This window comes from Campylobacter concisus (assembly GCF_015229955.1).
Taxonomy (GTDB): Bacteria; Campylobacterota; Campylobacteria; order Campylobacterales; family Campylobacteraceae; genus Campylobacter_A; species Campylobacter_A concisus_AT.
Genome location: NZ_JAAKYZ010000007.1, coordinates 1 through 11,978, shown reverse-complemented (window position 1 = coordinate 11,978; position 11,978 = coordinate 1). Strand labels below are relative to the sequence as shown.

The 11,978-nt window shown below is 38.0% G+C and carries 13 protein-coding genes; 5 read left to right on the top strand and 8 right to left on the bottom strand.

Annotation, left to right across the window (positions count from 1 at the left end; all coding sequences use genetic code 11):
* Positions 1-2: 2 nt before the first annotated feature.
* Positions 3-599, bottom strand: coding sequence for a dephospho-CoA kinase (gene coaE / locus G6W45_RS08565; protein ID WP_194168194.1), 597 nt, complete (start codon positions 597-599; stop codon positions 3-5).
* Between the two features lie 80 nt (positions 600-679).
* Between coaE and purM the strand changes: the two genes are divergently transcribed.
* Genes purM through G6W45_RS08550 form a run of 3 tightly spaced genes read left to right on the top strand, consistent with a single transcriptional unit; the run spans position 680 to position 2,344 of the window.
* The gene (gene purM / locus G6W45_RS08560) at positions 680-1,663 is read left to right on the top strand and encodes a phosphoribosylformylglycinamidine cyclo-ligase (RefSeq protein ID WP_194168193.1); all 984 of its coding nucleotides are present in this window, start codon (positions 680-682) and stop codon (positions 1,661-1,663) included.
* Positions 1,663-1,920 (top strand): hypothetical protein, encoded by a 258-nt coding sequence (locus G6W45_RS08555; protein ID WP_107811471.1) that lies wholly within the window; start codon positions 1,663-1,665, stop codon positions 1,918-1,920. Before purM ends, G6W45_RS08555 begins: the two co-directional genes overlap by 1 nt.
* A 1-nt stretch (position 1,921) precedes the next feature.
* Positions 1,922-2,344 carry an RDD family protein gene (locus G6W45_RS08550; RefSeq protein ID WP_107793788.1) on the top strand — a complete coding sequence of 141 codons (423 nt, stop codon included), beginning with the start codon at positions 1,922-1,924 and terminating at the stop codon, positions 2,342-2,344.
* A gap of 4 nt (positions 2,345-2,348) precedes the next feature.
* Here G6W45_RS08550 and G6W45_RS08545 read toward each other — a convergent pair whose 3' ends face one another.
* The 7 genes from G6W45_RS08545 to G6W45_RS08515 form a co-directional block, all read right to left on the bottom strand.
* Positions 2,349-3,083 (bottom strand): hydroxymethylpyrimidine/phosphomethylpyrimidine kinase, encoded by a 735-nt coding sequence (locus G6W45_RS08545; protein WP_194168192.1) that lies wholly within the window; start codon positions 3,081-3,083, stop codon positions 2,349-2,351.
* 92 nt (positions 3,084-3,175) lie between these two features.
* Positions 3,176-3,745, bottom strand: coding sequence for a hypothetical protein (locus G6W45_RS08540; protein WP_087577281.1), 570 nt, complete (start codon positions 3,743-3,745; stop codon positions 3,176-3,178).
* 90 nt (positions 3,746-3,835) lie between these two features.
* On the bottom strand, positions 3,836-4,516 hold the full coding sequence (locus tag G6W45_RS08535) for a response regulator transcription factor (RefSeq protein ID WP_194168191.1): 681 nt from the start codon (positions 4,514-4,516) through the stop codon (positions 3,836-3,838).
* A gap of 1 nt (position 4,517) precedes the next feature.
* Entirely contained in the window at positions 4,518-6,167 is a 1,650-nt protein-coding gene (locus G6W45_RS08530) for a sensor histidine kinase (RefSeq protein WP_194168190.1), read from the bottom strand.
* Between the two features lie 45 nt (positions 6,168-6,212).
* Positions 6,213-6,833 (bottom strand): protein-disulfide oxidoreductase DsbI, encoded by a 621-nt coding sequence (gene dsbI, locus G6W45_RS08525; RefSeq protein WP_194168189.1) that lies wholly within the window; start codon positions 6,831-6,833, stop codon positions 6,213-6,215.
* A gap of 8 nt (positions 6,834-6,841) precedes the next feature.
* Positions 6,842-7,498 carry a thiol:disulfide interchange protein DsbA/DsbL gene (locus G6W45_RS08520; protein WP_085658013.1) on the bottom strand — a complete coding sequence of 219 codons (657 nt, stop codon included), beginning with the start codon at positions 7,496-7,498 and terminating at the stop codon, positions 6,842-6,844.
* A gap of 115 nt (positions 7,499-7,613) precedes the next feature.
* Positions 7,614-8,360 carry a carboxymuconolactone decarboxylase family protein gene (locus G6W45_RS08515; RefSeq protein WP_021090213.1) on the bottom strand — a complete coding sequence of 249 codons (747 nt, stop codon included), beginning with the start codon at positions 8,358-8,360 and terminating at the stop codon, positions 7,614-7,616.
* 277 nt (positions 8,361-8,637) lie between these two features.
* Between G6W45_RS08515 and G6W45_RS08510 the strand changes: the two genes are divergently transcribed.
* Together G6W45_RS08510 and G6W45_RS08505 are read left to right on the top strand one after the other, a co-directional pair.
* Positions 8,638-10,473: an aryl-sulfate sulfotransferase gene (locus tag G6W45_RS08510; protein WP_194168188.1), complete on the top strand. Its 1,836-nt coding sequence runs from the start codon at positions 8,638-8,640 to the stop codon at positions 10,471-10,473.
* A 210-nt stretch (positions 10,474-10,683) separates the two neighbouring features.
* Positions 10,684-11,706, top strand: coding sequence for an ABC transporter substrate-binding protein (locus G6W45_RS08505; protein WP_194168187.1), 1,023 nt, complete (start codon positions 10,684-10,686; stop codon positions 11,704-11,706).
* Positions 11,707-11,978: the final 272 nt, after the last annotated feature.

Sequence of the window (11,978 nt, the reverse complement as noted above, 5' to 3'; positions counted from 1 at the left end):
ACTCAGCCGCAAATTTGCCTTAGAAATTTATCGAGTTCTTGCTCTAAATTTTCTTTATCGCCACTGTTATCTATGATGAAATTTGCTTTTTTTCGCTTTTGCTCGATATCCATCTGAAGCTCTACTCTAGCTTTTGCATCCTCTAAACTTAGACCATTTCGGTTCATTAGGCGACTTAACAAAAGCTCTTTTGGTGCATAGATCACAGCTATATTTTTAAACTCGGTGTATCGATCCTCTTTTTCAAAAAATAAGGGGATATCCACAAAATAAACCTGCCTCAAGCACTCAAGCTTCGTAGCGCAAGATAGAATTTCTTCCTTTATCTTTGGATGCAAAATTTGCTCTAAAATTTTTAATTTTTTTGGATCATTAAAGACAATGGCACCAAGTTTTTGACGATCGATCTTGCCAGTCTCATCTAAAATTTGCTCGCCAAAAAATTCTGCTATCTCACATTTACAAATTTCAAGCTGTTCATGAGCGATCACGTCCGCATCAATCACACTAAAGCCTTGTTCTTTTAGCAAATTTAAAACAGTGCTTTTACCGCTAGCAATAGAGCCTGTAATAGCATAAGCGTTTGGAAATTTCTGCAAACTCGCTCCATTTTTGAAAATTGATGACAATTTTAGCAACTTTTGGCTAAAGTTTTAAAAAATTACAAAAAAGGACAAAGATGATAAGCTATAAAGATGCTGGAGTGGATATAGATGCTGGAAATAGCTTTGTTGAGGCGATAAAGCCTTTCGTAAAATCTACACAAACACCAAATGTTATAGGTGGCATTGGGTCATTTTCAGGAGCGGTCAGACTACCAAGCGGGTATAAAAATCCAGCCATTCTAGGCGCGACTGACGGTGTCGGCACAAAGCTTCGCCTAGCTATCGATGCTAAGAAATTTGACGGCGTGGGCGAGGATCTAGTTGCAATGTGCGTAAATGATCTCATCTGCAACTTCGCTACACCGCTCTTTTTCCTCGACTACTACGCAACAGCAAAGCTCGAGATAGAGAGCGCCAAAGAGGTAGTAAAAAGTATCGCAAATGGCTGCAAAAAAGCCCAGTGCGCGCTGATAGGCGGTGAGACAGCGGAGATGCCTTCGATGTATGAAAAAGGCGACTTTGACCTTGCTGGATTTGCCGTTGGTATCGCTGAGGTTGATGAGATCGACAGAAGCAAATTTGTAAAATCTGGTGACGTTTTAGTCGCGCTTCCAAGTAGTGGTCTACACTCAAATGGCTTCTCTCTTGCAAGAAAAGTGGTAAGCGAGCTTGGACTAAAATTTGATGAAAAAGTAGGCGATAAAAAGCTCATCGACGTACTTCTTGAGCCAACTAGAATTTACGTGAGCGACTTTTTAAGATTAAAAGATAAGATTACGGCAATGGCGCATATAACAGGTGGTGGCATAGTTGAAAACTTGCCTCGCGTCTTCCCTGCTGGACTTGGTGCAAAAGTACAAAAAAGCGTTATAAAAACGCCTGAAATTTTTAAAATCATCGCTCAAAAAGTAGAAGATAGCGAGATGATGAGAACCTTTAACATGGGCGTTGGCATGATATTGGTTGTACCAAAAGAAAATGTTGATGCTGTCCTAGCAAATAGCGATGGCTACGTGATCGGTGAAGTAGTAAATGGTAAAGGCGTAGAGCTAGTTTAATGCAAGAAAATAGCAAAAAACGCTTGCTAAGGACCGAAAATAAGAGTTTTTTTGATCTTAGCATTTATGAGTATATAGGCTGTTTTGGTGTACTAGAAAGCGATATCAAAAAACTTGATCTCTATAGTCACTGGTGCAAGGTCTCACGTGCCTCTACTATGCTCTGCGTCACGCATGATAGCGGCGAGAGCGACAACCTAGTCTATCTATATGACTGGGAGAAATTTAGCCGTATCTACATAAATACAGGAAATTGAGTTGGCAAAACAAAAGGCAAAAATCGCACCTGTTTGGGCTAGAGTAAAGGCATTTATCATCGATCTTTTTATCATCGGTATGCCTATATTTTATGCGACAACATATCTTGTGCTTGATGGCAAAGAGGCATTTTTGCATAACCAAATTGCCATTTTTGGTGCAAATAGCCTGATCTCACTTATAATGTGCCTTTTTTTTAGCATAAAAGCACAAACTCCAGGCTACAAAGCACAAGAAATTTATCTAATAAACCTAAAAACCGGTAGAAAACTAAGCTTTTTTCACACCATCTTGCGCCAAATTTGCTTTGCCTTTGCTGGCTTTAGCATACTTGGACTTTGCCTTTGTTTCTTTAGAAAAGATAAACTAAATCTGCACGACATCATCACTCACTCAGCTGCCGTGCAAAGATCAGAGGGATAAATTTTTACTTCGCTCCATGCCAAAGTAAGCGATTTTTACCAAGTTTTGTATCTATGCTCTCTTTTATGATAGAGCAAATATACTCTTTTGAAAGTTGTATAGACTCCTCTAAGCTCTTGCCCTTTGCTAAAAAGCAAGCAAGTGCAGTTGAAAAGCTACAACCAGTTCCACTCATTACAAGCGGATTAACAAGTGGGGTTTTAAAATTTCTTAGTGAGCCATCTTTTTTATAAAGTGTGTCTATGCTGCTATCTTCGCTGATATGTTTCTTTACGATGACGTCACAAGGTAGATCTTTATAATTATCGCCAAAAAGCACATTTGCCTCATCTAAATTTGGAGTAGTTACCGTTGCTAAACTCATTAGCTCTTTTAGTTTTGCCACCGCACTATCTTTTATAAGCTTGTGTCCGCTTTTTGAGACGCAAACTGGATCAAGCACTACTTTGGTATTTTGAGCTAGTAAAAACTCACGCACCACCTCCATGATCTCTTCACTAAATAGCATGCCAATTTTTATCGCATCAAAGCTAAATTCTTCCGCAAGCGTATTTAGCTGATCTTTGACAAAACTAGGCTCTAAGCAAAATACACTCTTTACAGCATCCGTAGTCTCAGCGACCAAAGAAGTTACCGCTGTTGCACTATAACAATTAAGCCTAGCACATGTTTTTATATCTGCTTGAAGCCCAGCTGTGCCGCTATTACAAGAGCCTGCGATGATTAGAATTTTTTTCATCGTTTTCCTTTGAAATTTTTGGCTTATTATAGAGGATATTAGATAAATTTGAGTTTTTTAAAACAGAAGAAATTTGAGCAAAAAGCTCAAATTTATGAAAGTTTATTTAAGTCGTTATCGATATCTATATATATCGTAGTTGCGTTAAGATTTGTATGCTCAAAGCTAGGATCTATCTGCTTATCGCTCTCTTTATGTTCATTCATTTTAGCTAAAAGATCATCTTCTCTTAATCCATGCTCATTTGCTAAATTTGGATCTATTTCATTAAAACTAATATTTACGCTAGCCTCATCATTTAGCTCTTCTTGCTCTAAATTGGTTGCACTAAGGATATCATCTACTTTTTCATTTATATGATCTAAAATCGATACATAATCATTGCCAAGAAGTGCTTTAAACAATGCGTCAGTATCTATACTAGACTCGCCAATATCATCGCTTACTACGCTACTATCTAGCCAAAGAGTATCGTATCCGTTTATTGATATATCTTGTCCATCATTTGCAGTGATTGTAATGCTTGCACTTTCGCTCTCGCCCTTTATAGCCTCTCCGATATATACTTTATCATTTACGTCTAAAACTCTTACATGATCATTTTGGTCTATCGCTATAACATCAGATGAAACACTTTTAACTATACCAGCTACTGCTGCCATCTTTATTCCTTATTTTTATTTGTCGGTATTTTAGTATATTTAATTACTTTTGTATATTGTACTATGGTACAAGGTGGCGATAATTCCAAATCATTCAGATTTTGTGATTAAAATATATCCACTCTCGCTGATATTTTTAAATTTCACACCAAGCTCACGCTTTAGACGAAGTATCACATTTTGGATAGCCGCCTTGCTAACATCGCTTTCATAGACAAATTCTTCTATCATCTCATAAGTAACTAGCTTATTTAGATTATAAGCAAAGAGCCAAAATATCTTATTTTGCAAAAAGCTAAGATAAATTTCAATGCCGTTTTTATAAATTTTCTCTCTTTTTAAATTTATACTCACCTCATCGCTTAAATAAACCAGCTTTTCATCTCGTTCAAAACTTAAACTAATAAGCATTGACCTAAGATCCTTCATATCAATAGGCTTTTTTAAAAAAAGCATCGCCCCTTCCTCCATGCTTTTTATCAAATTTTCATCGCTATCATAAGAGGTAAAGACGATAAATTTTTGGTGCGGTTTTATGCGCTTCATCTCATTCATCATCTCAAAGCCATTAAGCACTGGCATGTGAATATCACTCATCACAATATCAAAGCCTTGCTTTTTAAATTTCTCCACGCCATCTTGTCCATTGCAAGCACCAATTACCTGCTCGCAATAAGGTTTAAGTCCGCTAATAATAAGCTCTCTTGCCATATCGTCATCTTCGACTACCAAGACAGACGTCTTTTTTAAAATTTCTAAGACTTCTTGCATTTTAGTCCTTTAAATTTATATCAAAACTTAGCTCAAACACCGTTGGCTTTGCGTTATTTACGAGTCTTACGTCACCATTTAGCTTTTCTTGTGCTAGCTTTTTAGCAAAATAAAGTCCTATGCCATTTCCTTGCTTTTTGGTGGTATTTAGCCAAGTAAAAATTTTCTCGCTCATTTGCTCGCTTACGCCATTTCCATTGTCATAAACTCCGATGTAGCACTTATCTTCAAAGCTTCTAAATTTTATCTCGATGATACGTTTTAGTGGCTCATCTTTGTAGCTTTCGACAAGTGAGTCTTTTGCGTTGTGTATTAGGATTAGTAAAATTTGTTGGATTATATTTTCTATCTGACGAACTTTTTGTTCGTTAAAGCCGCTAAATTTTACACTAACATTTGCACGGCTAAGCTCTGTGTGCATAAGTGTTATTAGATTTTTAACGCTTGTTTGTATCTCAAATTCGCTCACATTTTCAGCACTTTTGTAAAAATTTCTAAAAATTTCAATAGTACTTGAAAGAAGTTTGACCGAGCTTTGCCCTTTTTCAAGTAAATTTATTAGCTCCTCATCGCTTAATTTACCTTCTTTTTTTAACATTATGCACGAGCTTAGCATTAGTTTTAGCGAATTTACAGGCTGAATGAATTGATGATTGATACCACTTATTAGCTCGCCAGCCTCACTCATTTTGGCTCTATGAGTTAGCAATGTTTCATACTCATCTTGTATCTTTTTTATCTTGTTATACATAAAATTATGAAGAATATTTGCCAAAAATGTGAGCGCAACGAAGGCAAAGAGCAAGCTTAGAGCATTTTTTAAAGCTTCTTTTGTTAAAGCTGAAATTTCTTCTTCGTTATTTGTGCCAGCTCCTATGAACCAATTTATCGTTGGTATCTCAGCTACTTGGATTAAATTTTGTCCTATTTTTAAGCTTGTAATGTCTTCATCTTTTAAAAACAACTCTTTAAATTTTTCCTCGATCTCTTTTTTTAAAGCAAGATCAGGTATCGATGTTAAAATTTCACCGCTATGAGTCACCAAAAATGAGTAAGAATTTGGTGCAAGGCTAAAATTTTTAATGCTATTAAAGATATTTTCTATACGCACGACGCCACAAAGTGCTGCTTTAAATTTCGTTTGTTTTGTGACTGGAACGCATAAATTTAGAGTTGAGCCCTTTAAAATTTTATGTTTTTGCATGAAATTTACGCTTGGGGCATTTGTATTTTTTGTCTCGACATACCAGATAAGCCCTGCTCTTTCACTTTTTGGCATAACTTCTTCTAAAATTTTCTCTCCATCTACAAAAATTTCTCCATCATCCCTTAAAAGCTGCATTAGATCAAATTCTTTCGCGTTTTGCTTAAAGAGCTTTATAAAGCCGGCTATCTTTTCATCGTCATCTACGATGTCTGCATTTTGTATAAATTTTGACGCACGAATGAGTGAATTTATACGTTCATCAAGCCAAATTTGAAAGTTATTTACGATATTTTTGCTAACTGCTATGTTATTTTTATCAGATAGCTCTATGATTTTCTCTTTGGCATTGCTGTAAATATTTAGCCCAAGAAGTATCACAAAAAGGCTAGCAAGCAAGATGATGGCGTAGATTTTAATATTTTGTGATTTTAAATTAAGACCCATACTTGCAGTATATCCTAAGTTAGCCCAAATTTGGGCTAACTAAATTCATTTTAAAAAGGATAAAAGCTTTGAAACGAGCATAAGTGCAAGCACTACAAAACAAACACCAAATCCAAGTAGCGTACAATCAGCCATCGACATAAATTTAGATGAAGGCACAAGATACCAGCCATCAGCGTAAAGATCAACTATTCTCTTTTGCAGATCGCTTAGCACCGCGCCATCAGGCACCATAGGGCTGTCATATCCGCAGTCGCCTGTTGGCATAAACCAGTCAGGCGCCCACTTCTCAAGTGGCAAACCAAATGGATAGTGTGGCTCAGTAGAGCAGCCCTGCATGCCAAAAGGATCATCACCATGCACTGCATCGTGGATTTTGGCTAGCTTTACGCTATACATTATGCCCTGCACCGCTCCCCAAAAGGCAAAGACGTAGCCAATTAGAGCAAATAGTAAATTTTTAGGATTTATGATAGCGATCACGCCGCCAAGTGCCATACATAAAAATGCAAAACGTATATAGACGCACTGCTCGCAAGGAGGCATATAAGCGTAGTTTTGAAAGAGCGAGTGCGCGATAACAACAAGCGCGACGCTTACAAAGACTAAGATCGCCCAAGAGATGCGTGAGTCTTGAAATTTAGCCATTTTTTTAAAAAAGCTCATGTGACGCCTTATTTTTTAAGAAGCTCTTCGATGAGTGCTGCCATGCCATCAAGCGAGCTGATTGATTTTGTCATGATGAGGTATTTGCCATTTACGACAAATGCTGGCACGCCTTGAATTTTGGCCACGTCATAGCTCTCGTCCCACTTTTTAAGCAGCTCAGTCACTTTTGGATTAGCTAGCTCTTTTTCATAATCAGCCTTGCTAACGCCAGCTGCCTCAAGACCAGTCTTTAAAAAACCCTCAGCGTCTTTGCCATCACTCCAGCGCTCTTTTTTGTCGTGATAAGCCTTGTAGTAGGCAAATTTAGCCTTTTTAAATAGCGAATTTTCATCAAATAAGCCGACACCTTTTGCCTCGTCCATAACGATAAGCACGGCAAAAACCTTACTCGCAACCTCGCCGTAATCGCCCTTTGTCTTTAGGTGAAATGGCTCGTATTTTAGTCCAGGAATTTTCTCAACTACCTTTGGAGTGACGCTCTTGTCGTACTTATAGCAAAATGGGCAAGCGTAGCTAAAAATTTTAACTAGTGTATTTTGTCCCGCGCTTAGTGGCTTTTCAAGCTTAACGTAGTCCTCGCCCTCACTAAATGCACTAGCACTAATCGCTCCAGCTACCGCAACAGCAAAGATAGCCTTGCTAAATTTAGATAGAAAACTCATGATAATCTCCTTTAGATGATTTATTTTGAGTTATTCTACAACCAAGCTCAACCGCAAATTTAACGCTAGAATAAATTTTGGCTGAAATTTATAAGATATCGCATTGATTAAAAATTTAATTTTTACTAGAACTTATCTCATTTATTGCTGATAATGCGTTTAAAGCACTCGGATAGCCTATAAATGGTATAAGTGTCGTAACAACGCTTATTAGTTTAGCTCTATCGTTGCCGATACCAAAATTTGCAGCAATGTGCCCTAAAAGCTGTGGTTTTGCAAAGCCAAGAGTCGTGATATAGACAAATGTCAAAAGCTCCCTAAGCTCTAAACTAAGCCCATCTCTTGCATAAAAATCGCCAAAGCAGTTTTGCGATAAAAACTCCATTATATGTTTTTGATCATTTGGCATTGATGCGATAAATTTATCAACCGCTGGGAAGAGTTTTCTTTGTATCTCAAGGCCTCGTTCACCTCTGCCTTCTCTTGATTTTTTAGGCATATTCTCAGGCTCTATGTAGCGCTCATTAAAAATTTCATCAGCTAAAAATATACAATCTTCTACCTTGCCAAGCCCAGCATAAGGCACTGCTTGATATAAAATTTCTCTTATCTCTTTTGCTGATATGCCTACATTTAAAGCAGCCCTAACGAAGCTTTTAAATGAGCTTTTTGCACCTTTACTCACGCAAAGAGAGGCGATGATAACCGAAAGCCTTGTTTTTTCATCAATATTTATCACTTCACCAATATCGCCTAAAAAATTTAAATAATCTTCTAAAAAGCTAGCATTGCTCTCTTCAAGCTCACTTTTTGAATCAAACCAATTTTCATAAATTTTCTTTGCATTGTAAGTTAGTGTCATAAGTTCTGCTCCATTGTTTGGGGCTGATTATAAGTGCTAAAGCGTAAATGCTAGCTTAAGATCCAAAAAGGCAAAAATTTTTAATATAAATTTAGATTTTAAGCCATTATAAAGTTTATCGTGATTTTTATGTTATAAGGTTTTATTACAATTACGAAGGACGCAATATTTTTTATTACTCCTTTTACCTATTTTAAGCCTTGGGCGTTCCAAGGCTTTTTCTAAATTTTATAAGCTTTATGAGTAGAGTTTATAAAATTTATCTAAAGGAGATGTTATGAAAAAGACTTTGAGTTGTGTTGCACTAGCCTCTGTACTTTGCTCAAGCGCTTTTGCGATAGGCGGTCCAAGCGGGGCTAAACTAGACTATGCTATCACTGGGCAAATAGGCGAAGTAGTGGTAAATCCATACGATACTGCCCCACTTACAGCAGTCATCAAAAATGGCGGCTACACATTAAGCAATGCCAAAGTAACCATCGTGCCAAAACAAGGCGGTCAGGTGATAAGCTACAAAGTGGCTGATAAGCATCTTCGCACACATGGTGGCATCCCAGTTTTTGGCATGTATCCTGACTATCAAAATACCGTTGAAGTCGAGTACGACAAGAGCTACAAAGGCAAGACTGAACACATAAAAGAGAGCTATAAAATTTATGCCCCAGCCATCTACCTAGAAAGCTCAGGCACGCCAAATCAAAAGGGCACGCTATTTGACAAGATCGAGGTTACTAAGCCAGCAAGCGCTAAATTTGCAAACCGCCTATACTACGTAAATAACTTTGTAAATAAAACCGGCAAGGGCACAAAAGTCGTTTGGAACAACCCAGCTGGCGGTGCGATCGAGTGGAACTACAGCCCAAATAACTTCATCCTTGATACAAAAGGTGAGGTTAGATGGTACCTTGAGCCAAGCAAAATTTATGATCTAAAACAGCCATTTCACGCTGGCGTAATGATGGGCTTTAAGCAAAATGACGATGGTGCGATGACTTGGGGATATGGTCAAAGATACGCAAAATACGACATCATGGGTAGAGAAATTTTTAACCGCGAGCTACCAGCTAGCTACAACGACTTCTCTCACTCAATGGACGTAGCACAAAACGGACACTACTTCTTGCGCGTGGCAAATGCTGACTATAAAAGGGCTGATGGTAAAAATGTAAGAACAGTGCGTGACGTGATCGTTGAGCTTGACAGAGATGGCAACGTAGTTGATGACTTTAGACTATATGAAATCCTCGATCCTTACCGTGACATCGTGCTAAAAACACTTGATCAAGGCGCAGTTTGCTTAAACATAGACGCTAAAAAAGCAGGCCACACTGCAAGCGCAGATGAGCTTCAGTCTATGGATACGCACGATAAATGGGGCGACATAGTTGGCGCTGGTCCCGGACGCAACTGGGCGCACGTAAATAGCGTGGATTACGACCCAAGTGATGACAGCATCATCATCTCAAGCCGCCACCAAGACGCAGTCATCAAGATCGGCCGCGATAAACAAGTAAAATGGATCATGGGCGCTCACAAAGGTTGGAGCGATAAATTTAAAGATAAACTTCTTCAGCCAGTTGATAGCAAAGGCAACAAAATAGTCTGCGAAGATGAGTACTCAAAATGCCCAGGATACGAGAGCGACAAAGGTGGCTTTGACTGGCAATGGACGCAACACACGGCATTTAGGATAGATAGCAAGTCTAAAAAAGGCGAAATTTATCTAAGCGTCTTTGACAACGGCGACACAAGGGGCATGGAGCAACCAGCCATCGCTGGCATGAAATACTCTCGCGCAGTCGTTTATAAGATAGATGAAAAGAAAAAGACTGTTGAGCAAATTTGGGAGTACGGCAAAGAGCGTGGCAAAGAGTGGTATAGTTCGGTCACTAGCCTTACGCAGTATCAAGATGACCTTGATAGCGTGATGGTCTATTCAGCCGTTGCTGGCATGCAGTTTGACATCGCAAAAGGTCGACCAGTAGGACTTCCTAGCCCGCACATCGATGAGTTTGAATGGGGTGCAAAAGAGCCTAGTATCGAGATAAAGATGACAAATGCTATGGGCTATCAAGCGTTTCCATTTAGCCTGCAAAAAGCTTTTGAGAAATAATCTCTCTTTTCTCCCTTTTTTGCCAAGTGCAAGAAGGGGAGCACTTGCTATAAATTTAATCTATCAATAATAGATAAAAATTCACATTCACTCATAAATTTTAAAGCTCTAAATTAGAAATTTATATTGTAAAGATATTGTTTATTAAGGCGATAACATATAGTATTAGCACTTATATATAAAAATATATATTTAACACAGGGAGAAAAAATGAAAAAATTTTTCATGGCTTTAGTGGTGCTGTTTGCAAGCCTTTTGCTTAATGCAGCTGAGTTTAGAGATGTCAAAGACATCACTGGCGACGTCGTAAAAGTCGCCGCAAAAGTAGAAAAAATCGCCACGCTTTGGTATGCGAATAACCAAATCATATTAATGCTAGGCGGCGCGGACAAGATAGTAGCGACTACCGATCTTATCAAAAACAACAAATGGTTTGCACATGTTTATCCTAGAATTTCAAGCATTCCAAACGGCGTAAACGGCAAAGACTTACAGGTAGAAGAGCTAGTTAAACTAAGTCCAGACGTCGTTATAGCCGCCGATAAAAAGAACAAAGAAGAGCTAACCAAAAACGGCTTTACCGTGCTTTATCCGTCATTTACCAATCATACGGATATGAAAAAAAGCGTATCTATAATGGCCGAGGTCATAGGAGGCGACGCGCCGAAGATCGCGGAGAAATTTAACGAATATTTTGACGGCAACCTAAAAAGAGTGCTAAGCAAAACAGATAAGATCGCTGTATCAGATAGACCAAAAGTACTTCACATAGCAGACGGCAAGAATTTATTTAAGGTTGACGGCGCAAATACGATCATAGACGAGTGGATAAGGGTCGCAGGCGGCCAAAACGCGGTTCAAAAAGCAGGAAATATGCTTGAAATCAATGCCGAAGAGATACCAAATATGAACCCTGATGTGATCATCATAGGCAGAGCCAAAGCTCCCGAAATTTTACAAAAGATATACGAAAATCCTATCTACGCGGGCACCAAAGCCGTCAAAAATAAAAGAGTTTACGTAAATCCAACTGGCGTTTTTAGCTGGGATAGATACGGCGCCGAGGGGGCTTTGCAAATTTTATGGGCAGCTAAGATATTACATCCTGAAATTTTTAAAGATATAGATATAGCAGCTGAGACAAAGAAATTTTATAAAGAATTTTTACACTATGAGCTAAGCGATGATGAAGTAAATTACATCTTAAATGGCTTAGACCCAACTGGAAAATAATTTGTCCTTACGGCGGTAATTTTATCTACATTTACCGCCAAATTTAATCCATTTTCGGTCTTTGTTTATCATCCAGACTTACTGATTTATATACTAACTACTTAAATAACTAAAATTTTGTAAATCTGATGCTATTTAAAAAGACAAACAATTATAAAAATTTAATGACAAGAAAGAATATCCCAAAGGAAATTCCTTTGGGATTAAAAGTATAGATATTAAAGTACGTGTATTTGGTCTTGAACTTCGATTGTAGTTGTACCACTAGTATA